Source organism: Prevotella melaninogenica (genome assembly GCF_018127925.1).
Lineage (GTDB): Bacteria > Bacteroidota > Bacteroidia > Bacteroidales > Bacteroidaceae > Prevotella > Prevotella melaninogenica_C.
The window spans coordinates 245,947-270,977 of sequence record NZ_CP072348.1; the positions used below are offsets into that span (position 1 = coordinate 245,947).

Annotated in this window: 22 protein-coding genes, 1 other RNA gene and 1 pseudogene; 14 read left to right on the plus strand and 10 right to left on the minus strand. The window is 41.9% G+C overall.

Going from position 1 to position 25,031, the window contains the following annotated elements:
• Positions 1 to 133 precede the first annotated feature (133 nt).
• The 4 genes from yajC to J4861_RS06495 are packed head-to-tail and all read left to right on the plus strand — an operon-like array spanning position 134 to position 2,530.
• The gene (gene yajC / locus J4861_RS06480; protein ID WP_013264801.1) at positions 134 to 463 is read left to right on the plus strand and encodes a preprotein translocase subunit YajC; all 330 of its coding nucleotides are present in this window, start codon (positions 134 to 136) and stop codon (positions 461 to 463) included.
• Positions 464 to 494: 31 nt separating this feature from the next.
• Complete coding sequence (locus J4861_RS06485) at positions 495 to 1,505, plus strand: CdaR family protein (protein ID WP_211817315.1); 1,011 nt, start codon at positions 495 to 497, stop codon at positions 1,503 to 1,505.
• Positions 1,502 to 2,065: a dephospho-CoA kinase gene (gene coaE, locus J4861_RS06490; RefSeq protein WP_211817316.1), complete on the plus strand. Its 564-nt coding sequence runs from the start codon at positions 1,502 to 1,504 to the stop codon at positions 2,063 to 2,065. The genes J4861_RS06485 and coaE overlap by 4 nt, the downstream gene beginning before the upstream one ends.
• Positions 2,066 to 2,092: 27 nt before the next feature.
• Positions 2,093 to 2,530: a DUF5606 family protein gene (locus tag J4861_RS06495; RefSeq protein WP_211817317.1), complete on the plus strand. Its 438-nt coding sequence runs from the start codon at positions 2,093 to 2,095 to the stop codon at positions 2,528 to 2,530.
• Between the two features lie 95 nt (positions 2,531 to 2,625).
• On the opposite strand, the gene J4861_RS06500 is transcribed toward J4861_RS06495, so the two are convergent.
• Positions 2,626 to 3,456 (minus strand): DUF4846 domain-containing protein, encoded by an 831-nt coding sequence (locus tag J4861_RS06500; RefSeq protein ID WP_211817318.1) that lies wholly within the window; start codon positions 3,454 to 3,456, stop codon positions 2,626 to 2,628.
• Between the two features lie 670 nt (positions 3,457 to 4,126).
• Positions 4,127 to 4,534, minus strand: a complete 408-nt coding sequence (locus J4861_RS06505; RefSeq protein ID WP_004361325.1) for an Hsp20/alpha crystallin family protein — start codon at positions 4,532 to 4,534, stop codon at positions 4,127 to 4,129.
• 310 nt (positions 4,535 to 4,844) lie between these two features.
• Here J4861_RS06505 and J4861_RS06510 point away from each other — a divergent pair, with 310 nt between their 5' ends.
• Positions 4,845 to 7,685, plus strand: coding sequence for a choice-of-anchor J domain-containing protein (locus J4861_RS06510; RefSeq protein WP_211817319.1), 2,841 nt, complete (start codon positions 4,845 to 4,847; stop codon positions 7,683 to 7,685).
• Between the two features lie 356 nt (positions 7,686 to 8,041).
• Here J4861_RS06510 and J4861_RS06515 read toward each other — a convergent pair whose 3' ends face one another.
• Together J4861_RS06515 and J4861_RS06520 are read right to left on the minus strand one after the other, a co-directional pair.
• A complete protein-coding gene (locus J4861_RS06515) occupies positions 8,042 to 8,383 on the minus strand; it encodes a DUF488 domain-containing protein (RefSeq protein ID WP_211817320.1) in 342 nt (113 codons plus the stop codon).
• A 4-nt stretch (positions 8,384 to 8,387) separates the two neighbouring features.
• Entirely contained in the window at positions 8,388 to 8,912 is a 525-nt protein-coding gene (locus tag J4861_RS06520; protein WP_211817321.1) for a hemerythrin domain-containing protein, read from the minus strand.
• A 145-nt stretch (positions 8,913 to 9,057) separates the two neighbouring features.
• Here J4861_RS06520 and J4861_RS06525 point away from each other — a divergent pair, with 145 nt between their 5' ends.
• The 5 genes from J4861_RS06525 to J4861_RS06545 all read left to right on the plus strand — a co-directional run bounded on the left by J4861_RS06525 (position 9,058) and on the right by J4861_RS06545 (position 14,285).
• The gene (locus J4861_RS06525; RefSeq protein ID WP_211817322.1) at positions 9,058 to 9,729 is read left to right on the plus strand and encodes a Crp/Fnr family transcriptional regulator; all 672 of its coding nucleotides are present in this window, start codon (positions 9,058 to 9,060) and stop codon (positions 9,727 to 9,729) included.
• 49 nt (positions 9,730 to 9,778) lie between these two features.
• Positions 9,779 to 10,714, plus strand: coding sequence for a calcium/sodium antiporter (locus J4861_RS06530; RefSeq protein ID WP_211817323.1), 936 nt, complete (start codon positions 9,779 to 9,781; stop codon positions 10,712 to 10,714).
• A gap of 766 nt (positions 10,715 to 11,480) precedes the next feature.
• A complete protein-coding gene (locus J4861_RS06535) occupies positions 11,481 to 11,687 on the plus strand; it encodes a hypothetical protein (protein WP_211817324.1) in 207 nt (68 codons plus the stop codon).
• A gap of 55 nt (positions 11,688 to 11,742) precedes the next feature.
• A complete protein-coding gene (locus J4861_RS06540) occupies positions 11,743 to 13,311 on the plus strand; it encodes a hypothetical protein (RefSeq protein ID WP_211817325.1) in 1,569 nt (522 codons plus the stop codon).
• A 539-nt stretch (positions 13,312 to 13,850) separates the two neighbouring features.
• Entirely contained in the window at positions 13,851 to 14,285 is a 435-nt protein-coding gene (locus J4861_RS06545; protein WP_211817326.1) for an HU family DNA-binding protein, read from the plus strand.
• 97 nt (positions 14,286 to 14,382) lie between these two features.
• Here J4861_RS06545 and J4861_RS06550 read toward each other — a convergent pair whose 3' ends face one another.
• Entirely contained in the window at positions 14,383 to 15,219 is an 837-nt protein-coding gene (locus J4861_RS06550) for a peroxiredoxin family protein (RefSeq protein ID WP_211817327.1), read from the minus strand.
• Positions 15,220 to 15,354: 135 nt separating this feature from the next.
• Here J4861_RS06550 and J4861_RS06555 point away from each other — a divergent pair, with 135 nt between their 5' ends.
• The 3 genes from J4861_RS06555 to queF all read left to right on the plus strand — a co-directional run bounded on the left by J4861_RS06555 (position 15,355) and on the right by queF (position 16,983).
• A complete protein-coding gene (locus J4861_RS06555; RefSeq protein WP_211817808.1) occupies positions 15,355 to 15,528 on the plus strand; it encodes a hypothetical protein in 174 nt (57 codons plus the stop codon).
• 224 nt (positions 15,529 to 15,752) lie between these two features.
• The gene (locus J4861_RS06560) at positions 15,753 to 16,445 is read left to right on the plus strand and encodes a queuosine precursor transporter (protein WP_211817328.1); all 693 of its coding nucleotides are present in this window, start codon (positions 15,753 to 15,755) and stop codon (positions 16,443 to 16,445) included.
• Between the two features lie 82 nt (positions 16,446 to 16,527).
• On the plus strand, positions 16,528 to 16,983 hold the full coding sequence (gene queF / locus J4861_RS06565; protein WP_013264236.1) for a preQ(1) synthase: 456 nt from the start codon (positions 16,528 to 16,530) through the stop codon (positions 16,981 to 16,983).
• 861 nt (positions 16,984 to 17,844) lie between these two features.
• Here the strand turns inward: queF and J4861_RS06570 are convergent.
• The 4 genes from J4861_RS06570 to J4861_RS06585 all read right to left on the minus strand — a co-directional run bounded on the left by J4861_RS06570 (position 17,845) and on the right by J4861_RS06585 (position 22,603).
• Positions 17,845 to 18,279 (minus strand): HU family DNA-binding protein, encoded by a 435-nt coding sequence (locus J4861_RS06570; protein WP_211817329.1) that lies wholly within the window; start codon positions 18,277 to 18,279, stop codon positions 17,845 to 17,847.
• 355 nt (positions 18,280 to 18,634) lie between these two features.
• A complete protein-coding gene (locus tag J4861_RS06575) occupies positions 18,635 to 20,203 on the minus strand; it encodes an Lcl C-terminal domain-containing protein (protein WP_211817330.1) in 1,569 nt (522 codons plus the stop codon).
• 58 nt (positions 20,204 to 20,261) lie between these two features.
• Positions 20,262 to 20,468, minus strand: a complete 207-nt coding sequence (locus J4861_RS06580; protein WP_211817331.1) for a hypothetical protein — start codon at positions 20,466 to 20,468, stop codon at positions 20,262 to 20,264.
• A gap of 839 nt (positions 20,469 to 21,307) precedes the next feature.
• Positions 21,308 to 22,603 carry a histidine-type phosphatase gene (locus J4861_RS06585; RefSeq protein WP_211817332.1) on the minus strand — a complete coding sequence of 432 codons (1,296 nt, stop codon included), beginning with the start codon at positions 22,601 to 22,603 and terminating at the stop codon, positions 21,308 to 21,310.
• 449 nt (positions 22,604 to 23,052) lie between these two features.
• Here J4861_RS06585 and J4861_RS06590 point away from each other — a divergent pair.
• A pseudogene (locus J4861_RS06590) lies at positions 23,053 to 24,153 on the plus strand (BPL-N domain-containing protein).
• 351 nt (positions 24,154 to 24,504) lie between these two features.
• Here the strand turns inward: J4861_RS06590 and ssrA are convergent.
• Positions 24,505 to 24,905: a transfer-messenger RNA gene (gene ssrA / locus J4861_RS06595) on the minus strand.
• Positions 24,906 to 25,031 lie beyond the last annotated feature (126 nt).

Below are 25,031 nucleotides of genomic sequence, written 5' to 3' on the forward strand. Positions count from 1 at the left end.
TATTAAGAGCCGTAATGAAAAAGGCTTGTTCAGCATTATAATGATGAGTGTTTATAAAAGTCTCTCAGACGTTATGCTTGCCTATAGCCTCCTTTTCACGCTCATAAATTAAGAACATAATAACTGATAAATAATGAATACAACATTAATCCTCGCAGCACAGGCTGCAGGTCAAGGCAGCCCAATGCCTATGATTATCATGATGGTAGCTATTTTTGCCATCATGTGGTTTTTCATGATTCGCCCACAGCAGAAGAAGCAGAAGGAGATTCGTGCTTTTCAGAATGCTCTCTCAGCAGGTGATTCTGTTGTGACTGGTGGTGGAATCTATGGCACAGTAAAGCATATTGATATGACAACCAATAAGGTTGAAGTTGAGATTGCACGTGGTGTTGTTATCACTGTTGATAAGAACTACGTATTTGCAAACGTACAGGCTTCTCAGCAGGGTCAGACTAAGTAAACCTTATTGACAAAAAGAAGGAAAGCATTTGATGAAAACAAGCAAATCGCTTCATACATTCAGTACCTTCAGGAACTTCTTGTTGAGGATATTCAACAAGGAGTTTCTGATTTTTTTGTTTTTCTTGGTATTGAGTGGAGGGTTCTGGTTGATAATGACACTGAATGAAACCTATGAGCGTGAATTCAGTATACCACTTCGCATGACGGGTGTTCCTCGTAATGTGGTTATTACCAGCGACCTTGATTCTGTTGTCCGTTTTACTGTGCGAGACAAGGGATATATGATTGCGTATTATAGTCTTGACGATACATTCCGCCCTATCTATGTCGATTACAAAGTTCATAGTGACGGACGAAGTAAGGGAGATGTACCTATTGCAGACCTTCAACGTCAGATTTATCTTCAACTGTCAAAGAGTTCAAAGATAGCTTCTGTCAAGGCTGGTAAGTTCTCTTTCTCATTTAACTTTGGTCGTCATAAAAAGGTACCTGTACGCCTTTTGGGGACAGTAACACCTGGTGATAATTATTATCTTGCTCGTGTAGACTTTACTCCAGATAGCGTTCAGGTTTATGCAGCGCGTAATGTGTTGGATAGTATTCAAACAGTCTATACAGAGCGACAGTATATTACCAATTTCACAGATGTCAAGGAGTTGACTGTAGACCTCCGAAAGTTTACGGATGCCAAGTGTGTTCCTTCCAGAGTAAAGATGAAACTCTATCCAGATGTACTTACAGAGGAGACGGTTGAGGTACCAATTGAAGCTGTCAATATGCCTGACAACAAGGTGATGCGTACCTTCCCAAGCAAGATAAAAGTGAAGTTTGTGGTAGGTGCCTATCGTATGCGTTCGATGCCAAAGAATGCGGAGACAAAGGAACTTCTCCCTGTAGGCTTCCGTGTTGTAGTCAACTACGAAGATATAGAGAAAAATAATAGCGAGAAATGTCCTATCTATGTGATAAGTTCTCCTAATGGTGTACGCAACGTTCACCCAGAAGTAAATACGGTTGATTATCTCATTGAGCAGCGATGATAGTAGCGTTGACTGGTGGTATTGGCAGTGGAAAGTCTTACGTCTGTAAGCTTCTTGCGGAACGAGGTATCTCTGTTTACGATTGTGATGCGCACGCAAAGGAATTGATGCGCACCTCTCAACTACTACAACAACAGCTTTCTGCACTTGTCGGTGACGATGTCTTCCGTGATGGTGTCTTGCAAAAAGCCATTCTTGCAGCCTATCTCTTACAGAGTGAGACGCATGTACAGGCGGTCAATGCCGTGATACATCCTGCTGTAGCTCATGATTTTGAGCAATCGGGTCAATCGTGGCTTGAAAGTGCGATACTCTTTGATAGTGGTTTTGATAAGCGTACCCATATAGATAAGGTGGTATGCGTTACGGCTCCAGAAGAAGTACGTATTCGTCGTGTGATGGCACGTGATAGTATTAGTAGGGAAAAGACCCTTGAGTGGATAGCACGTCAACTACTGCAAGAGGAAGTGATACGACGTAGTGATTATGAAATCATTAACGATGGTATATGCCCTCTCGCTCCACAGGTAGACCACTTGCTTTCCGTTATTTCAGAATAATTAAATTATAAACAAGAATAGATTAAAATGTTACAGACAATCCTTTCAATCGCAGGTAAGCCAGGTCTTTATAAGCTGGTTAGCCGTGGTAAAATGAATCTTATTGTTGAGTCGCTTGATGAGAGCCACAAGCGTCAGCCTGCATTCGGCACAGACCGTGTGACGAGTCTTGCTGATATTGCTATGTTCACTGAGTCTGACGATGTTCCATTGGGTGAGGTCTTGGCAAAGTTGCGCGACAAGGAAGATGGCAAGGTTGCTTCTCTGAACTGGCGCAAGGCTTCAGCTAAGGAGTTGCAGAACTACTTTGCAGAGGTTCTTCCTGACTTCGATCGTGATCGAGTACACACAAGCGATATCAAGAAGCTCCTTCAGTGGTATGAAATCCTCGTTAAGGCTGGTATTACCAACTTCGAAGAGGATATGAAGCCAACAGAGGGCGATAACATTGATGACAGATTGTAAAATCACTTTCAAGTCAGAAAACAAATTAATAAAAGCACTGTGAGTTCGGTCACAGTGCTTTTTTCTTGCCTATTCTAAGGGTAATTGACGGCTAACTAAAATCGTTTTGCATAGTTACCACGAAAATACCAGTCTGGAGTGTCAAGGTATTTGATCTGTGGATTAATGCTGAACCACTGATTAAAAATCTCAATTTCTTGCGCTGGCGTATAACCTTGTGCAAGCAGGTAGACGGCTTCTCCCTTCTTGTTGACGGCTTTGTCTACAACAATGACAGTATGTCCGGGGTGACCACCATTGATAATCACATCGCCAACTTGCAGTTCTTTGCCTGTAATAGTAGTTAACTCCTTCTCAAGTGAGGCTGTACCTGCATACGTGAAGACAAGATTTAAATACTTACGGAAAGTCTTATAAGAATAGTCTGCGGCTGTGTCCTTGCTATACCAGCACCGCCATGTCTTCTTATCAATGTGGATTCGTTCACCTTTAGCCCACCGAGCGTAATCTGCTCGAAAACCATTGGTAAAGTTGAAGTGAATCTTGTCATACTGCTTTGTTTGCCAAAGCCATAGGGCTCTAAGGTAGATAACAGCGTCAGCACACTGTTCTACTTCTCCATGACCAAAGTCAATGTCTACGACCGCACCAGCATAATTTCGCCGTTTGATGCTACCATTATAATAATGTAAGTCACTTCCAACAGGTTTAAGTGGTAGATTTCGTAGGAACGAACCGAAAGTACCCTCAGTAAGTTTTACTTTTTCGTAGCCAGGGGGAGGTGCTAAACGTTGCTTTTTAGCAGTGGCTGTTTGCTCAACAGTGAGAGTCTTCTCTGCTGATTGTTGTGATTGTCCGTTAGTCTTTCCTGTACAGGAGAGTAAGAAAGCAGCCAATATAATAGGGATAGTATACGTTGTCTTCATCGTCTTCCTTAAATGAATATTATCGTCTTCACTCGCAAATATACGTATAATCTACTAACTTGTCAAGTTATTGTTATAAAAAGTGTTGTATGTCTTCTTGTTTTAAGGGCGAGTATAGGTGTTTTTCATATAGCTTTAGCGAAAGAACAAAAGTTAAGGATAAAACAGAAATATAGCTAAGACTGTCAGTCCACCTATTTTATTATTATCCTTCGACAGAGAAAATCTTTTTATCTTAATCCATTGAAGTTGTAGATAAGGGTTTGAAAAATCATTACATAATTTCGAATAAAACAGCTATAAATAAGGACAAAAACACGTGTAAAAAGCAAGTTTGTAACCAGCAGAAAATCAATTGATTACAAAGTGGTAAAGTGAAAGGTGCTTAGTAGGACTTCAAAAGGGCGTTAGTTGGACCTTAAAAGGGCACCTTTTGCAAGTCAATTAAGCGTCTTTTAGAAGCCCAAAAAGCATGTGTTGGTTTTGAGTTGCATGAAAATAGTTTACATACATTGGATGGTAAGGGAATAAACAGTTATCGGTAGAATCAAAAAAGCCCCCAAACATATTCTGTCTGGGGGCATATTCACCAATAACTAATCCATTTTATCAAGGTTCTTCAGCTTATAGCGTCAGAACAAAAACCTTTCATCAGGGAGTAGTGGAGCGTTTAGCCCACTGTAATCTGGCGTGCAACCTTCTGCTCTTCAACCTTAATCTTAGGCAAGGTAATGGTGAGTACACCATTTGCAACACGTGCAGCAATACTTTCCTTCTGAACATCATCAGGCAGAATCAGTGTCTGCTCATACTTGCTATATGCGAACTCACGACGGAGGTAATGAGCCTTTTGCTCGCTCTCCTCGGCTTTCTTTTCCATCTTGATAGTCAAGTCGCCATCGCTGTTGATATTCACATCGAAGTCCTCCTTGCTCAGACCTGGTGCTGCAAGTTCTACTATATAATCCTTTTCAGACTCCAGTACGTTGATAGCTGGTGCTGTTGGATTTGCCTTAGGCATATTTGTAGTGTTCAAAAAATCATTGAAAACCTCTGGTAACCATGAATTTCTATACATAATTTTATCTCCTTTACTTTAATTTGTTAGTTAATGTTTTGTACTGACTATTATGCAAGGAGCATACCATTAGAGCCTTTATGACATTTTGTCTGTTCTTTCTGACAATTTGACCTATAAACCATGTTGGGCTTATAGGGCTGATAAGCTTAATAAAACCACCGTTTACTTATAATTAATGGGTTATTATACACTTTTTCGTTTGATATGAAATCTTTATATACTTAAAATGAAATAAAATGTAATTTAACTTGCTTTTTATGTCTATATTTTTTATATTTGCGGTATGTTAATCAAAATTTAGATGTCAATGAAGAATTTTTACTTATTTGCAAAGCTGTTTGTAAGCCTTTGTTTAGCTGGTTTTACAAATACAGCGTACGCTCAGAATGAAGCACCTCGAGTAGTTATACCTTTGGATCAGGCTACTGAGAAGGCAACGGTAGAGTTGTTAGATGATCCTTTTTTCTATTCATTTGATAATGGTAAGCCTACGCATTGGGTTACTGCAGGAACTGTTACTCAATTGAAGGCTGGTGATCGATACAGTAGTGATACTGGTTTCGGTGTTGGTATTGAGACTGCTGCTAATGTGGAGGGATACCTTAAGCAGGTGATTGACCTTAATCGTGCGGGAAAGGAGGTAGTGCAAGGCGATGAGTTAGAATGCCTTGTACATTATTGTACGGTGGAGAGTAAGCGCAGGGAAGGTCCATTCCGTCTTGCTTTGCGTTGGTTGGATGCTGCTGGCAACGAACTTGTCTCTACAGAAAAAGACTTTATCAATAATCCTGATATCTACTTTGGACGCATGAAAGCATACGGAGATCTGAAGTTTCGTACGGTTTGTCCAGCTGGTGCAGTGAAGTTAGAGTTTGCTCTTTTGGTAGCTCCAGGAAGTCAGGTACGCATGGATGACTTCAGTGTATTACGTTTATCAGACAAGGATAAAACTCCACTCGTAGCTATTCTTCCACAGTATCGTACGATGATGGGTGAGGTCGGACAACCTACAACCTTCCCAATCGCATTACAGGGTATGCACCTTAGTGCTGATCAGACACCAACCTTCGGGGGTACTAAGTCTTCTTCTGTAATGAAGTTAGATGTAGAGAAATTACCAAAGAATAGTACTATTAAAGCTAATCTGACAATTACCCCACAGGTCGCAGGTGTTTATGTGGGTAGTAATACCTATAAACTCCGCTTCTCTGGTGCTGATGCTGAAAACAGTGGTTCACTCAATTTGACTGCATATTTTAAGAGAGCAGGTACTACTCCAACGATAAAACTTAAGTCGGGACAGGTTCGTGAGATGAGTGCTGCACCTAACAAGACTGACGAACAGTTACTTGATTTTGATATAAAGGATGTTATTACGAATGTTAACCTTGCTCTGAAGCATGATGCAAATTCTCCTTTCCGCATTGATGTGGGACAGTATTACTATGCGACAAGTTCTGGTAAGCTCTATCATCGTCCTGTAAAGGTGACCTTCGCACCACGTAAAGCAGGAGTTTATGAGGCAGAGTTGAGGGTTTCAAGTGTCTTGGCAGATACGTTGGTTATCAAACTTAAGGGTGTTTCCGAGGCTGCTACTTCAGCTGATTTAGTTGAGAATTTCACGGATAATCGTGCGATGGACAGTCGCTTTACTGGTGATGCGTGGAAGGGTTATCATAAGTTTGACTTAGGTTATTGGAAACTTAATGGTAAGTGGAATAGTAAAAGTAATGTTACGTTGGCAGCAAAGGATACACTCTATTATGATGAATTGGTTGCCAATGGAGTTAATTCACTTCAGTTATCTCCTGTAAGTAGTGCTGCAAAGTGTACTGCCGAATATTCTATTGATGGTGGTGGTCACTGGAAATCACTTACAGTAGGCGATGCTGATGGTAAATATGTTGTGGGTACGCATCGTCCTACCCTCGTACGCTTTGTATCTTCAGAGAGTGTAGAAGTTCAGCGTGTTACGATCAGTCCAAATACTGTAGATGAACGGGAAACATTCGATAAGATTGAAGAAGCAATGCTGAAGGGTGCAGATAGCGAACCTTTAGCTGTCCTTAACGAAACTTTCTCAGACTTACGCCATACACGTATTCTTGGCTTGAAAGGTTGGCAGAACCTCACTATACGTGGTGAACGTCCATTCTATGCATGGCAACAGAAGAATGCTGATCAGTCGGTTGTAGAGAACGAAGTAGCACAGATTTCTTTCTTGAAATATGGTGTTGAGGATAGACGTGAGCATGAAAGCTGGCTTATTTCTCCAACTCTATCTTATAAGAATGCACAAAGTAAGGATTTGACTTTCAGTTTGATGTATCGTAATCAGACGACCAATGGTGAGGAACAATTCGGTTTCTATATCATCACAGAGAAAGACGGTAAGGCTACACCTTACTTCTTAGATATATCTCAATATGTCCCAGCAGGGGTTAAGTTGGAGCCTGATATGTGGTTTGATTATCGTATAGACCTTTCTAAGGTAGAAGGACTTGCAATCGATGATAAGTTCCATGTAGCTTTTTCTTACTATAGTCCTGTGGGTGGTAATGCTACTTCCCTGAACTTTATGATTGATGATGTAACCTTCGGACGTACTGACCTTCCTGAACTGAGTGTTGACAATGACTTCATTCAGTTTGTATTCCGTCCGGGACAAGAGATGACACCTCAGCCACTTAATATATATAGTGATCGTACAACGGCACCTGTAACAATTACCTTGGCACCTTCTGCTCAGAAGAAGTATTTTAAACTTTCACATGAGAAGTTGCCACTCGAAGGTGGTTCGATTGCCGTTGGCTTCAAAAGTAATGACTCAAAGACGCATGCTGCTGCACTGCTTGTTCAGACACGTGGGGCAGAACCAATCATCGTGAAGTTGCTTGCGCAACCTATCACAGCAGGTATCAGCAATGTTGCTGGTGGTGATGAAGATGTACTGTTGCCAGTTGTTAGCGGTTCAGAACTGACCATTAATGGTAGGTATCAGACGTATCAGCTCTTCTCAACAGACGGTAGTCTCTTGCAGCAAGGCGGTTATCAGCAACGTATTGACTTATCTGGTGTTCAGCCAAAGGTGTTCGTCTTGAAGCTTAACACCGATAAAGGCGTAAAGTCTTTTACCTTAAAGCGTTAAGGGATTAGCCTTTGATACTTTGAGTGTGAGTCTCAGAAAACAAAAACAAGAAGAGGGTGTGTCAAGATAGACACATCCTCTCTTTTTATTTCCTAAAACTTATTCTGTTCACAAAAGGGTCAATACTTTTCATCAAAACAGTCGACTGTTTTTTCAAAAAGGGTTGACCTTTTTCCCAAAAAGGGTTGACCTTTTCTTCAAAAAGGGTAGACCTTTTCTCCAAAAAGGGTAGACCTTTTCTCCAAAAAGGGTAGACATCTTCACCAAAAAAGAGGATGTGTCTATCTTGACACACCCTCTTTGTTTGTTTATTGCCTTTGATTCTTTTGCTCCTCCTGCTTTAATAGGATAAAAGATTATTCCGTTTCAAGTAGGTGTTGCAATACGACCGCGTTGTTATGTTCCTCATCATGTGCCGCAAAGAGTAGGGTAGCAATGGGATGCTCCTTGAGGACAGCACGCAGTTCGTCTAAGGCTCCACTTGCAGTTAACTCTGCACGATATCGTTCAGAGAATTCTGCAAATCGTTCGGGGTCATGACCGAACCACTTACGCAGTTCATTACTTGGCGCAATAGATTTCAACCAAAGGTCGATTTGTGCCTTTTCTTTACTGATGCCTCGCGGCCATAGTCGGTCAACGAGGATTCGATAACCGTCGGTTTCTTCAACCGGCGCGTAAGCACGTTTGATTTTCATTATCTTATTCCATCATTAATGCCCGTGGGAACATTATCTCGTTTTCTACGAAGATATGTTCGAGGAGGTTGTCACGGAACTGACGAAGGTCTGCAAGTGCCTTCACATATTCTGGTTCAGCACCCTCTGGGGCAGTGTAATCATTTGTTAGTTCTGCAATACGCTCATGACGTTCTATCTCGTCGTTGTGGTCAGCCATCATTGCATTGATAGGATGCTGGATTGTACCACAATGGAAAGGCGCATGCTCTTGACCGTACTCAGCTGCGTTGAAAATGTCGAGAATGTATGGAAATAGAATATTCTCTTCCTTCTGACAGTGGAGGTCGAGGTCGGCAACACTATTGCGGAAATGATCTACTACACGGTCGAGTTCAGGATGATTAGCTGCAAGTGAGTTCAGTCTGATAGCAAGTTCCTCACCCTGCTTGCGAATGTAACGATGATGAAACTTCAGTACATAGTCTACAAGTAGGTCGAGGTCCCATGCTTTAAAAGGGATAGTGCTTTGAGAAAATGTTTGTGTCATTGTTATCTTTATTTTATCTTGTTCGTTTTATTTGTGTGCAAATTTATATATAATCGAGGAGAAAGTAGGGTAACAAATGTGTCCAAGTTGAGTTAAATCGAGTTAAATTCGTAGTAATCAAGAGAATCTTCGTAACTTTGTGACCATGGAAAATAATGTGATGAAAGCACTCCGTTCCTGTCCACTTTTTACAGGAATGAGTGAGATTGAAATAGACCTAACATTAGGCAATATTAGTTATCAGCTTGTATCTCTGCCTTCACATGAGGTATATGCCTTAGCGGGTATGCCTTGCAAGTATGTTGATATTGTTGTAAGTGGTAAGCTTATCTGTCGTATGGCAGCTTTATCGGGCAAACAGGTAGAGGTGAGTCGATTGCATAGTGGCAATATGGTAGCCCCTGCTTTTATCTTTTCTAAGGATAAGAGTCTGCCTGTGAGTGTTGAAACGGATGGTAAAGTACAGCTATTTCGTATGCGTCCAGAGGAGTTGAAGCGTCTAATAGATTTGGATGAGACGATTCGTATGAACTATATTCGCATTCTCTCAAATATTGATGTGTTCTTGACGCAGAAGATGAAGGTGCTCAGTCTGTTTACTGTACGTGAGAAGGTGGCTTATCTTTTGATGGAACGTGCAGGAGAGCAGGGCAGCAATGAGGTACATTTGGAGCGTTCACGTCAGGAGATAGCAGACTCGTTTGGTATCCAGAAGTTCTCCTTGCTTCGTGTTCTTTCTGACTTTGAGAAAGAGGGGGCGATAGAGATTCATGGACGAACAATCAAGATTCTGGATCGTAGGAAGATGTTGAAGTAAGTGTTCTATCCCTTAAGTGTATTTTATTTATTCTATATTTTAAGAATTAATGTTACTGAATATTTTATTTATAGTCGTGGGTATAGCCCTCGTTTTATGGGGTGCTGACCGCTTGACAGATGGTGCTGTGGCTGTAGCTGAGAAGATGAAGATGCCGCAAATAGTAATAGGATTGACAATTGTCGCAATGGGTACAAGTATGCCTGAGTTCTGTGTAAGTTTTATTTCTGCATTGAAGGGGACATCAGACTTGGCAGTAGGTAATATTGTTGGTTCCAACATCTTTAATGCTTTACTCATTGTTGGTGTGTCGGCATTGGTGGCACCGATGACGATTATGGAGACAACGGTAAGAAAGGATATTCCTTTTGCACTTGTAGCATCAGCTTTGTTGTTGATAATGTGTCTCGATGGAGATATTAGTAGGCTTGATGCTGGTATTCTCTTTGTGATGTTCCTTATCTTTATGTATATGACACTTAAAGGTGCTAAGAAGCAAGGAGCGGATGCTGAAGAGGCTATAGAGGGTGAAGGAAAGAAGCCGATGGCTACTTGGTTATCTGTTGTATGGATTCTTGTCGGATTACTTTGTTTGATAGGAGGAAGTAACTTGTTTGTAGAAGGGGCTACGGCTGTTGCAACAAATCTTGGTGTGTCAGAGGCTGTGATAGGTTTAACAATCGTGGCAGGAGGAACTTCTCTTCCTGAATTGGCAACAAGTGTTGTGTCAGCTCGTAAAGGGAATAGCGGTATTGCCATAGGGAATGTACTCGGTTCTAATGTGTTTAACATTCTTGCAATCCTTGGTATTACGGGTATGATAACCCCAATGACATTGAAAGGTATTACTTATATAGACCTTTCTATGCTGGTTATCTCAATCATGCTTGTATGGCTCTTCTCGTTTACGAAGTACAAGATTGAACGCTGGGAGGGAGCTGTGCTTACGGCTGTGTTTGTAGGTTATATCTACTCCTTATTATAATACATTCTTTGGCTTATCAAAGGGAGCTTTTGCGTTCTACCCTAGCTCATCTCCCTATATAATAAAAGGTGTTTATTCGGCTTATTAAATTACGGTAGAAGGCTTACAATCATATTTCTTATCTTTCACAAACCGTATCCTTTACTCCCCCTCTCTGTTGAGAGAGGCTGGGAGGTGAGGATGTTTTTTCCCTCAATTTATTCTTTTATTCCACATTTTCTTTTTACCTTTGCGCCGTGAACAAATTAGCAATGACATATCAGACCAATTCAGCACAGCAAAGAAACTTTAATTTCTTTGCCTTTTTTAGTGCTTTATATTTGGTGGTTTCAGATATTTTGCTAACACACACACACACACACACACACACACACACAGGCGCTACTAGCGTTTAATCATATCTTTTTTCTTCCAGCCTACGCGCGCGCGAAGCGTGGCGTAACCCTTGTAAACAAAGGACTTCACGGAGTTTCCTTTGTTCGCTTTTTTGTGCTCGTTTGCGAGCAGGCTAAAAGGCAAAATAAGAAACGTTTAACGACTGAATTTACCACAATAATTCATCTTAATTCTCTAATTAAAGTTTGTTTTCTCTCGTTGATTTCTCGGGCAGGCAGTGGTAATGCGCTGTCTGCCTGTAGAGGGGGAGAGGGCAGACCGTTAGAAGGGATAGACGAGAAGGCTATCAGGATGTATATAATAAAAGGTGAGCAACAAAGCCACATAATAGAGAGTAGATAACAACTATTTTTAATCAAATCAAAAAGCAATGAGAAAGAAACAAGAAAAGAAAGATTATTCTGCACCACGTTGCATGATAATCCAAGTAAGCGAAACCACTTATTTGATGGACAGTTCTTTCCCTGGTCAGCACAACCCAGCTCAGTCAGGCGGAACCTTTGGTGATGCTAAGCAGGCTCCAAGCTGGATGACTGAAAGCGAAGAAGCAACAGAGCATTCTTCATGGGAAGACTAACAGAGAGTTATTAACAAAGTAAAGAAAACAAAATCACAAAAAGAAGAAACAGACAATGAAAAAGAAATTATTTAAGACCTGCCTGTTATCATTCGCAGCTTTCTGCGGGCTCACATTCTCGTTTGCATCCTGTGCCAATGAAGACGTAGCGCAGAACCCAAACAACACAGATAACGATAAGAACCTGACGACCTTCACAGCGGGTGACCCTTCAACGCGCACCTCAATGGAGAGCGACGGCAAGTTCTTTTGGGAAGCAGGCGACAAGATTTGGGTAAAAGACGATGATGGTACATGGCAACAAAGCAGCAACGCCCCTACAGCAAAGACAGATAACTTTAAGTTCAAAGTGCCTGGCACTTACACAGCCCACACGTCATACGAGGTTTACTACCCAGGTAAGAATGGTAGTCAGGACCAAGTAACCATCTCTGCTAACCAGAGTCAAGCAGAGCCAAACACTACAGCTCACTTCGGTGCAGCAGGCGATTGCGGTATGGCAACAGCAACTAAAGTGCCAGGAAAACAGCAGTTCGCTTTTACCCTTGACCATAAGGCTGCATATCTCCTCTTCTTGCCACGCACGAGCAACACTGTTTTGCATAAATGTTACCTAACCAAAGTAGAGGTAAATTCTGACAATGATATTACCGATACTTACACCCTTGACCCAACAACAGGCGAACTCACAGGCACAGGTACAGGCAAGCAGATTGTTCTCACGACAAAGGGTAGCGGAACATTTGCTAACGGTTTTCCTTTAACGAATAATGCAACAAGTGCCGCTACCAATGGTTCTTACGTAGTTATAAAGCCAGGCACCCATATACTCAAGATACGTTATTGGGTGAAAGACGTTGCAACAAACGTAGAGGGAACAATAACCAAGACATTAGCATCAGCTACCTACGAACAAAACAAGTATTATAACATCACTGCAAACCTTAATGTACATGATTACGACGGCGACCATTATTACATGTGGGACGCCAGGAAACAATACTGGAAAGGTCACGAATGGTGGTCAGCCAATAAAGACCAGCCAGTGTTGAACGGTAACAGTAACGGCAACTACGCCCAGAGCAACGCTGACTCTCGTTACTACAACACAAGTTACCCAGGTTACGGCAAAAGCAACCCCGCTACTCACACATCATGCAAAGACCTTCCCAATGCTAACGAGCTGTCTTGGTATTGCATGTACGGCGATCCTCGTTGGGATGCAGACGAATTATGGACAACTATGGGTCATTTATATAAAGGTGGTATGTGGTTTAAGAAGAAGTCCGTATTACAGACAGAGCATCATTACGACACCGAGAAATCTGCCGACGGTTCAACCGACTTGCGTACAACATACAAGCAATATAGGAACAGCAATAGTAGTATTAAAAACTCAGGCCTCCCTTCCGCCACCGATGCAGGTAATTACTTCTACCTGCCCGCCTTGGGTCAGTACGGCTCTGGTCAGCTGTACAGCGTTGGCTACACCGGCAACTATTGGTCGTCAAGTGCTTACCCGTTTAGCAGCGACGACGCGTACGGCCTGAGCTTCGGCAGTGGCATCGTCCTCGTGATCTTCGGCGGCCGCGACAACGGGTACAGGGTCGGCGGGTTCGAGTAGTCCTAAAAGCCCCACCCCGACCCTCCCCAAAAGGGGAGGGAGCCTAACAGGATAAGGGAGGATGAGAGGCAAAGGAAAATCTAACCCGTTGCAAGAAAATTTATAACCCGTTAGAAATTTATGGGGAACGTGTTAGCGAGAAATTTCTAACAGGTTAGAATTTTACAGGGAACGTGTTAGCGAGAAATTTCTGACGGGTCGGAAGAAAATTTCTCTACGGTGAGAAATTTACGTACCTACGGTTGGAAAGAAATTTTTCACAAAGGAAAATTTTCTTCTGACCGTAGGAAAATTTAAAGGCCTCCTTTGTCTCTGAAAATAGATGACTGGAAGTTACAATTTTCTATAAACGGAAAAGCTATTATCTTGAAGACAAAGAAGGTTTCTAACCGGAAAAACAAAGAGAAAAACATTGACACAACAAACTGGATAAAACCTTATTCAGACGAGAACATGAAAAACGGAGAATAAACCATGGAACAAACCAAGGTGTAAATGCCGTAAAAACTTAAATATTTACTTTTAAAAACAAAACAATTATGAAGATTAAACTTCAAAAGAAAAAGAATCCGCAAAAGCGGACGGAGGAAAAGTACTATGCTAATCCTGTAAATCTTGGTAAGAAGACCTTGCGAGACATTGCACGCGACATTGCGGGGCGTTCTTCGCTGACACGTGGCGACATCGAAAACGTGCTGGCAAACTTTATGGATTGTCTGCCTCATTATCTCCGCGACGGCTTTAGCGTGCAGTTAGGAGAATTTGGCACGATGCGCCTGACATTGTCGAGCGAGGGAGCTGCGACGGAAAAGGCCTTTAAGACCGAGACGATTAAGCCACGCGTAACGTTTACGCCAGGTGTAGAGCTGAAAGCTGCGCTACGTGAGAACTCGTATGAAACAGTGAAGGAGGAAAAATCGGGCTCTGAGGAAGAAGGGGGCGGAAAGGGTCCCGGACCTTTGCCAGAAAGCTAAAAGGAGGGTTGTCTGTTAGGCAAAGATAAACAAAAAAGGAGGGTGTGTCAAAATTGACACACCCTCTTTCCTATTTGTTCTACCTTCTGTTTTTTACTTATTTTAGCTTTTCTGCCAGTACGTCTAGCAGTTTCTGCTCTCTGAGGTCCATGGCTACAATCTTTCCTTCTGGGTCAAGGAGAAAATTGGAAGGGATGCTGCGGATACCATACATTGCGGATGCTGCCGACTCCCAACCTTTGAGGTCTGACATCTGAGGCCAAGTCATGCCTAACTTCTCAACAGCGGCTGACCATTGCAGCTTCTTGTTGTCGAAGCTGATGCCGATAATCTCCAGACCTTTGTCTTTGAAACGCTTGTAAGCCTCTACGACATTTGGCATTTCTGCACGACATGGACCGCACCAGCTTGCCCAAAAGTCTACCAATACATACTTGCCTTTACCAACCCAATCGCTTAGCTTTACCTGCTTACCATTGAGGTCTTCCATAGTGAGGTCCTTATACATAGAACCAGGTTGACGCAATTTGTAAGACTCGAATAACTGTTTTGGCTTTGTCATTTCAGGCTCATTATAGTAGCCAGTGTTAGGATCGCAAAGTTCTTTCAACTCATCGAACTCAACGTCATACATAATCTTAGCAACGTATTTCGCTGGGAACTTTGTGTCTTTAAACTTCCTTGCAATCTCTAAGGCTGTATTCTTCTGTACATTGTAAAGAGAGTCGGCTTTTCCCATAATCTCATTCAACTTAGCCTTCTCTGCATCTGTGAAGGTTGTAGGATCTTTCTTGCCGAAAGCCTGATAGGCTGCCTCAAGTGATTTATACTGTGTCTCTATCTGAGACATTTTCTCTTCGTATGGCTTGATGTCCTGTGCATTTGCAGTGAAAACAGTTGTAGCCAACGCTGTCATTAAAATAATCTTCTTCATGTTATTTATTCTTTTGATAAGGCTACAAAAGTAATGAATTTCTGCTTATCACAATGGTAAATTATGTTTTTTTATGCGTTTACGACCTTTTTATATGTAATTGGGAATGTCGAATATGCCATGAGCGCGAGTTTAATGATGCTTTTATACCGCAATCATTTTGGAAATACAAGTGGTGTACCAGTAGAGCCAACTAATCCTAAACCTGGTGACAGAGGAGAGTCAGGTGGAGTAGAAGGTTTTGAAGCAAAAGAAAACGAATGGGCGAAATTGCATTCACTCCTTGGGAAGATTAAGCTTCTATGGTAAAAGAGCAATATATTTTTAGTCACGTCTAAACTTATATTGTATATAACTTAAGTGTGTTAGAATACTGATTCTATCGACAGACAGAGCGCCTGTTCTTGTAGTTCAGTGTTTTAACACACTTTTCTTTTCTATAGAAGTTAGGTTGTTTGGATAAAAATGTGTACCTTTGCAGCCACTTAATTAAATAGGGGTACTTGATCAACCCCCTTTAACAAAACAAGACAATGACAAAAAGTAAACAACAAGTGAGTGTGCTGTTTATGCTTTTCAGCATCCTCTTTTGCGTTTGCCTTATTGCGGCAAACATCCTCGAGACAAAGCAAATCTCTGTGTTAGGTATCTCATTGACAGGTGGACTCATCGTCTTCCCTATCTCCTACATCATCAACGACTGTGTTTGTGAGGTATGGGGATTCCAAAAAGCGCGTCTGTTGATATGGACGGGCTTTGCGATGAACTTCTTCTTTGTGGCAATGGGTGCGTTGTGTGATTGGATTCCAGGTGCCCCTTATTGGACTAATGAAGCAGGTTTCCATGCTATCTTTGGTTTGGCTCCACGTGTGGCAGCAGCCTCTTTCGTTGCTTTCATTGTAGGTTCATTCGCTAATGCCTATGTGATGAGTAAGATGAAGATTCGCGATAAGGGACGTAACTTCTCATTGCGTGCAATTCTTAGTACTATTGTGGGTGAGAGTTTCGACTCAGTTATCTTCTTCCCATTGGCATTAGGGGGTGTTGTTCCAACAGAAGAACTCCCTAAGCTCATGCTTTGGCAGGTATTATTGAAGACAGTTTATGAGGTTATCGCTCTTCCAATCACCATTCGTATAGTAAAGGCTTTGAAGAAACATGAGGGAGAAGATGCTTACGATAATGATGTAAACTATAGTATTTGGAAGATATTTGCATTAAGTTAAATAAAACACAAGTTAAGCCAATAACGTTTATTGCACATTAGGGTACTAAACTTATTGGCTTAATTTCTTTAAAAAGAAGAATATGGAAAGAGAAAAAGAAGGTTTAAAGTCATTAGGTTCAAAGACTCAATACAGAATGGATTATGCACCAGAGGTGTTGGAATCATTTGTTAACAAGCATCCTGATAATGACTATTGGGTACGCTTCAACTGCCCTGAGTTTACCAGTTTATGTCCTATTACAGGTCAACCAGACTTTGCTGAGATTCGTATTTCATACATTCCAGACGTGCGAATGGTTGAGAGTAAGAGTTTGAAGCTTTATCTTTTTAGCTTCCGTAACCACGGTGACTTCCATGAGGATTGTGTAAATACGATAATGAAGGATCTTATCAAGTTGATGGATCCTAAGTACATCGAGGTTACAGGAATCTTTACCCCACGTGGTGGTATCAGCATCTATCCATACGCTAACTATGGTCGTAAGGGTACGAAGTACGAGCAGTTAGCCGAGCAACGATTTATCACGCACGAATAAAGGAATAGTATCCATATTTAGAACGTAAGGTTTTAGATTTTATTAGTAAGACTGAATGGATAAGGGTAGAACTCTTTCATGTTTAATCTAATGTATGATTAACTTGATTACGCTATTACGTATAAATCTACTTCTCATTGATTTTGTTCTTTCTAAAACTTTTCTCCCCCTTAACAAGACGAGGATGTATCAAAATGCAAATACCATTTTGATAATCTTACAGTTTGAAACAATCCAATAAAAAATAAGGGTCTTCAGCAATTTGGAGTGATACCTTTTGAGATTAAAACTTTGAAAAAAGGTCACACAGAGAAATGGAGAGCACAGAGGTTTTATATAGCAGAAATCGTTAGACACAGAGGCACCGTTGGTGCGTGGAGGAACAGAGGATATTTGCGAGTTTTATTAATGTTTTTGTCTACTTCATTACAAAGCGGTGGTTTGCAAGATTTCTTAAAAACGTTCTTTACCAAAGCTATCAGCAACACCTACACACTACGCCTCTGTCGCTCTTTGTGCCTTTGGCACCTCCGTGATATTGTCTGCTCTCACCTCCGTGTTCTCCCCCTCTCTGTGTGCCTTTTATATATAGTAGGCTTACTTTATCACTCCATATTTAGGAAGAACCTAAAATATACTGTTGAAGCGTATGCCTTTATCTCATTATGTCTTCATTCTCCAAAATTAATTCAAAGACTTTATTAAAAGAGTTCGCGAACAAATCAAAAAAAGTTCGCGAACTTTTTCTAAATTGTTCGCGAACTTTTTTCATTTATCTTTGACTAACAATCTTACTTTTCATTTCAAACCTGGCTTATTAGCTGCTTTCCTCCTTGAGCATTAGTAGCAGCAGGAGAGAGATTACTCTGGCACAGGTCCTGGGCTGCCCCCTGTTTTAGGTGCAGGTTTAGCACTGAGGTGTTCTTCCTTCACCGTCTCATACGAGTTATCATGCAGAGCCGATTTTAGTTCTACGCCCGGTGTAAACGTTACGCGCGGCTTGATGGTTTCTGTCTTAAAAGCCTTTTCCGTTGCAGCCCCCTCGCTTGAAAGAGTCAGGCGCATCGTGCCAAACTCCCCCAACTGCACGCTAAAGCCATCGCGGAGATAATGAGGCAGACAGTCCATAAAGTTTGACAACACGTTTTCGATGTCACCACGTGTCAGCGAAGAACGTCCCGCAATGTCATGCGCAATATCTCGCAAGGTCTTCTTACCAAGATTTACAGGATTAGCATAGAACTTTTCCTCTGTCCGCTTCTGCGGATTCTTTTTCTTTTGGAGTTTAATCTTCATAATTGTTTTGTTTTTGAAAGTAAATATTTAAGTTTTTACGGTATTTCCATTCCTTGGAAATTCTCACTCCCCTTCAGCTATTTCCACAGCCAAAGGTAAGCCTTAAAATTACCTACGGTCAGAAGAAAATTTTCCTTTGTGAAAAATTTCTTTCCGACCGTAGGCACGTAAATTTCTCACCGTAGAGAAATTTTCTTCCGACCCGTTAGAAATTTCTTGCTAACACGTTCCCTGTAAATTTCTAACACGTTAGAAATTTTCTTGCAACGGGTTAGATTTTCCCTTGTCTCTCATCCTCCTTTATCCAGTTAGGCTCCCTCCCCTTTTGGGGAGGGTCGGGGTGGGGCTTTTAGGACTACTGAAACGACTCTGCCCTGAACCCGTAGCCGCGGTAGCCGTAGCTGTACACGTAGACGTTACCACTGCCGAAGTACAGGGCGTACGCGCCGTTGCTGCTCCATGGGTAAGCACTTGACGACCAATAGTAGCCGTAGTTGCCAACGTCTTTCAGCTGACCATAGTTGTAGTAACCCAAGGCGGGCAAGTAGAAGTAATTGCCTGCGTCAGCGGCGGAAGGAAGGCCGGAGTTGTTGATACTACTGCTGTTGTTGTTATATTCCTTTCTTGTTGTACGCAGGTCGGTCGTACCGTCGGCAGATTTCTCGGTGTCGTAATGATGCTCGGCTTGTAATACAGACTTCTTCTTAAACCACATGCCACCTTTATATAAATGCCCCATCGTTGTCCATAACTCGTCACCGTCCCAACGTGGATCACCGTACATACAGTACCAAAACATCTCGTTAGCGTTAGGAAGACCTGCGCAAGTCTGGGTAGCATTGAAAGATGAACCGCTGCCCTCGTGATACCAACGAGAGTCAGTGTTGCTCTGGGCGTAGTTTGAAGAACTGTTGCCGTCGAGGGTTGGCTGACCAGTGTTTCCTGGCAGGTGCTTTGTCCATTCATAACCGTACCAATATTGATTCTGTGCATCCCACATGTAATAATGGTCGCCGTCGTAATTACGTACGTTAAGATTAGCAGTGACGTTGTAGTACTTGTTCTGATCGTAGGTAGCAGAAGGCAATGTCTTAGTTATTGTTCCCTCAACATTTGTTGCTATGTCCTTTACCCAATAACGTATTTTGAGGGTATGGGTACCTGGCTTTATAACAACGTAAGAACCATTAGTAGCAGCACTTGTGCTAGTGTTGGTTAAAGGGAAACCATTAGCGTATGTTCCGCTACCCTTTGTCGTGAGAACAATCTGCTTACCTGTACCTGTACCCGTGAGTTCGCCTGTTGCTGGGTTGAGGGTATATGTACTGGTAATGTCATCGTCTGAATTTACTTCTATCTTTGTCAAGTAGCAGTCATGTAAGATAGTGTTACTGGTACGTGGCAAGAAGAGAAGGTAAGCAGCCTTGTGGTCGAGTGTGAAAGCAAATCCATTCTTTGAATTTGACCATGTGGCATCTGCTATACCGCAATCACCTGATGTACCAAAATGAGCGGTAGTGTTGGGCTCTCCTTGGCTTTGGCTTCCAGCAATTGTAACTTGATCCTGATTGCCGCTCTGACCAGGGTAATAAACCTTATAGGTGCTGCTTTGTGTAAACTTACCAGGCACTTTAAACTTAAAGCTGGCAGTCTTTGCTGTAGGGGCGTTGCTGCTTTGTTGCCATGTACCATCATCGTCTTTTACCCAAATCTTATCGCCTGCTTCCCAAAAGAACTTGCCGTCGCTCTCCATTGAGGTACGAGTTGATGGGTCACCTGCTGTAAAGGTTGTCAAGTTCTTGTCGTTATCTGTACTGTTTGGGTTCTGCGCTACGTCTTCATTGGCACAGGATGCAAACGCTAATGTGAACCCGCAGAAAGCTGCGAATGATAGCAGGCGGGTCTTAAATAATTCCTTTTTCATTGTCTGTTTCTTCTTTTTCGATTTTGTTTTCTTTACTTGGTTAATAACTCTCTCTCTCTTAGTCTTCCCATGAAGAATGCTCGGTTGCTTCTTCGCTTTCTGTCATCCAACTTGGAGCCTGCTTGGCATCACCAGAGGTTCCGCCTGACTGGGCTGGGTTGTGCTGACCGGGGTAAGACGTGTCCATCAAATAAGTGGTTTCGCTTACTTGGATTATCATGCAACATGGGGCAGAATAATCCTTCTTTTCTTGTTTCTTTCTCATTGCTTTTTGATTTGATTAAAAATAGTTGTTACTGTTCTATAGATGTGGCTTCATTACGCCACCTTTATATATACATCCTGACGATCTCATTATTTATCCTTTCTGATTGCCTGATTTTTCCTTTCTGATTGCTTGCCCTCTCCCTCTCTACAGGCAGACAGCATATCACTGCTGCCTGCCTGAGAAATCAACGAGAGAAAACAAACTATTATTAGAGAATTACAATTATCTGTTACGGTAAAATCAGTGCTAAAAACGTTCTTATTTTGCTTTCTTGACAGCTCGCAAATAGGTACAAAAAAGCGAACAAAGGAAACTCCTAGAAGTCCTTTGTTTACAAGCGTTACGCCACGCTTCGCGCGCGCGTAGGATGGAAGAAAAAAAGTATGATTAAACGCTAGGTGCGCCTGTGTGTGTGTGTGTGTGTGTGTGTTAGCAAAATATCTGAAACTACCAAATATAAAGCACTAAAAAAGGCAAAGAAACTAAGATTTCTTTGCTGTGCTAAATTTATCTGATATGTCGTTGCTAATTTGTTCACGGTCGCAAAGGTAAGAAGAATAAATTGAATGGGCAAGGAAAAGATGAAAAAAACTCACCCCGCGAGGAATGTGTCGAAATGCAAATACCCTTTTGATAATCTTACAGTCTGAAACAATCCAATAAAAATAACCATTTCTGTACCCGATTTTGAGTAAGAAAATGGTCTTTTCTTTGCCTTTAAAAGAATCCTACTTATAAATTGAAGGTTGTCAAGTTATTAATTTGCATTTTGACACATCCTCGTCTTGTTAGGGGGAAGAGAATATAGCTATGATAACAACCAGGGGCATAGCTCCTTATTCATGATAGCTATTTAGCTTTGAAAGATAGAACTTCTTAAAGTCGCTCCATCGATAGTAATATGGTGTAGAGGTCTTTGGAAGGGGTAGCGTCGCTTCCTCCTCGTTGAGTAAGACCTTCACGAGAACATCAGCTTTTGGATTCTTCGGATTCTTATAGAAAACAAACTGGATGTTAGCAGCCATAGGGACAATGCGTGTAGAACTCCAACCCTTTAGGGTAAGACTGTCAATGTCTGAAACCTTGATGTCATTGTTATTAAGATTCAGTAGGCACGTCAATGGCATAACCATCGTGTCATGACCGAAACGAAGGGTTGCACCTGGGTGAGGGAGCGCCAGACAAGAATCAGCATCAGTGATAATCTTACGCAAGAGATTACGCTGTGAGAAAGGTTGATTACCTCCGCTTTGTGGTGCACTGGCATAACGTAAGTACCACCAAGCATTGCTCCTCTGCCATAGTCGGTACAACTCATCGGCTGTAAAGAGGTTGTATAGCGAGAGCGAATGGCGTATCTCTGAGTTCTGAACAATGCTTGCCAAACTGAAAAGGTCGAAGGTAAGCTGTCCTGCATCCACCTTCTTTGTCACGTATTCCTTATCCTTAAAGAGACGAGCCATCAACGGTTTGGTGTCAATATTGCGTTTACCCCACTCGTCAATCGTATTCTTTATAGCACTGCTATCCCTTTGATGAGAGAGTTTCTTGTCTGGTTGCTTCATAAAATACATGTCATGTGCGCTCGCATCATGCCTAATTCTTAAACGAGGATTATGCCGAATCAGTTCCTGCAGTTCGTTCTCCATGGATAGAATACAGCGGATAACGTCCGTCGACTTGGCATCCACCCATACCGAATCACGGAATACAGAAGGGAAACGACGATACATTCTTCGTGCAATCTGCTGATGCTGCTGTGCTCCTAATGGTGTCAACTCTCCCCATCGTTTATAAGACTCTGCATACATGAGGCGTAATTTCTTCAAGATGTCCTTTCCTTCATTGGTCAACACACCAGCCGAATCAGCTTGCTGTAGGGTTTCTATAGGACGGAGATACTGTTGCTCATGAATGAGATAGCGTGATCCATGTCGCCCATAATGCGATAAATATACAGGAAGATAGCCTGAAGGAGCAGGCGTTAGCCTACCCGAAGGAGCTGGGTAAGCAAGGTAATTGTTGGCAGAAAGCTCAGGATGCTCACTGATCTGCTTCCTGAATGATTGTGCTGTGACGTGTAACGATGCTGAGATGGCTAACGCACAAAGCAAGATAAGTTGTTTTTTCATATCGTTGTGATTTGATCTAAACTACTGTGCAAAGGTAATCATTTTCTATAAACATACGTAATAGAGTTTAAGTTAAAGGCTCATTCCATGTAAATGTCTATACTGCTTTATCCCATTCTTATGGTATTGCTGGTGTCGTTTATGCCCTCCGCACTAATGGTGCTCACCCTCCGCACTATATGTGCTGAGCATTAGCACCAATGGTGTTGGGAATCTACACATAGGTAAGGAAGGGTAGGATTGGTCTGTTGTGAACCTATAAGCGTATGGAATAAGGTACTAAACGATAGTCTAAAAATACTTAAAACACTTTTGTTTACATGTAAATATCAAAGATAAATACTATCTTTGTTTCGTTCATAGTAGGTTGACTATGCGCAAACTTGACTATAAAAAATTACAAACTAACATAAACAATTATGCTACGAAAAACGTTTTTCATCATTGCCATGTGCTTGGTAGGACTGAGTGCATGGAGTATGGGAGTAGGAAACAAGGTACGTGTGGGTGTTTTCCAAGGTAATGGCGGTGCACAAACGTGTATTTGGGAAACGATTGCATCCATACAATTGGATCCTGATATGACGGTCAGAACTATCACTACGGGTGATATTGCGAACGGTGCATTGAAGGATTTGGATGCTATCATCATCCCAGGAGGTGAGGGAGTGACGCAGTATATGAATCTTGGAGAGGAGAACATGGAACGAATAAGAAACTTTATTCGTTCTGGAAAAGGTGCTGTGGGTATCTGTGCTGGTGCCTATCTCTTTACAGACACACCAGGATATGCTTGTATGCACATCAATGGTGGAAAGGCAATTGATATCGTGCATGATAACCGTGGGCATGGTATATCAGCCTTCTCCCTCACGGCAGAAGGTAAAAACTATTCCCTGAACTTGCTAAGCGTGATAAGTCATACGTCATGTATTACGAAGGTCCTGTCCTTGTCAAGAGTGACAGTTATTCCACTTCCTTACACAACTATGGCGATAATGGAGACCGATGTGCATGAAGAGGGTAATGCCCCAGCAAACATGACGAATAATCGACCTTTCTTTATCGCCAATGAATATGGGAAAGGACGTGTCTTTAGTAGTATCTCACACCCAGAGGCAACACAAGGAATGATGTGGATGATACCACGCATGGTGCGTTGGACATTACGCATGCCAGTTGTAGCATATTCGAAGCGGGTCGTTAATCCCGATTTATACAATCGTGAGATTCTCATGACGAAAGATGATTTGAGAAAGGAACGTGGATATTATAGAACATTCTTATATGGTTCGCCTAATGAGAAGATAGCAGCACTCGACTGGTTACAGGCATGTCGGTCATGGGATGCTAAGCGTTGGGTGCAAGGATTACTCTTTGATAACAGCCCTGCAGTAAGAGAACGGACGGCTCGCTTTATTGCTGAAACCGATTATCTTCCTTTCTTATCAGACTTAGAAGCAGCTTGTAGGGTAGAGCGTGATGAGCAAACGAAACAAAGAATGGTGAAGCATCTTGAGCATCTGAAAGCGCTACTGGCGCATAAATAATACTCGTCTTGTAGGGGCTATTATTAGGTAGAAACGTATTAGATTCAGTCACTGCTCCGAATGAGTAGTTGCTTAAAAAACAAACTTTCCTGTCACTTCTGTCATTCAAAGTTATGGGTTAATGCGCTTAGAGACAGTGCTGTTATGAAAAATGTTAAATGTGACAGCAAAACGAAATTAAACTTATTATGGTAATAGGGGGTAATAAGTTCTTCTCGTTTTAGTAGTTTTTCACTCCGCTTTTGGGAAGAGTCAGATTTTGGTTCGATGATGATAGAATAAAAAAAGGCAGTTTCGAATCAAGCTTCGAAACTGCCTTTTCTGTTTGACAAAATCTCCTTTGAGATTAAGAAGTGGACCTGGTGGGAGTCGAACCCACGTCCGCACAAGGAAACCATACGCTTTCTACACGTTTATTCCAGCCTTCGATTTTCGTATGTCGGCAAGACCTGGACCACCAACCGACATCTTATCCTCTAAATTTTCATCAGTGCATCGAGGCATACACTGACTATTTCCGATTGAACCTGCATCGCTTACTCTCCAGATTCGGAACAACATCCTCGGAGCGATGTCTCGTCCAACTATCTAATAGTCGGATAAAGCCAGTAACCTACTGTACTTCGGTTAGGCAGCGAGAGCGTAATTGTTTTCGCCAATTAATTTTTCGATAACTGAGATTTAGGAGCCAGTCAACAATGCTCCGCGTGCTTACGTACCATCTCGTCTTGCCGTCAAATCCAAACAAGCCCATAGTACTATGAGGAATTTTATAGGTTTAAGGAGACGTCAGTCGCCCTTGTTTTTCTATTCTTTCCTCTTCTGTTTCCACTGAATCAGACTGCAAATATAAGGAGAGTTCACGAAACTACCAAATC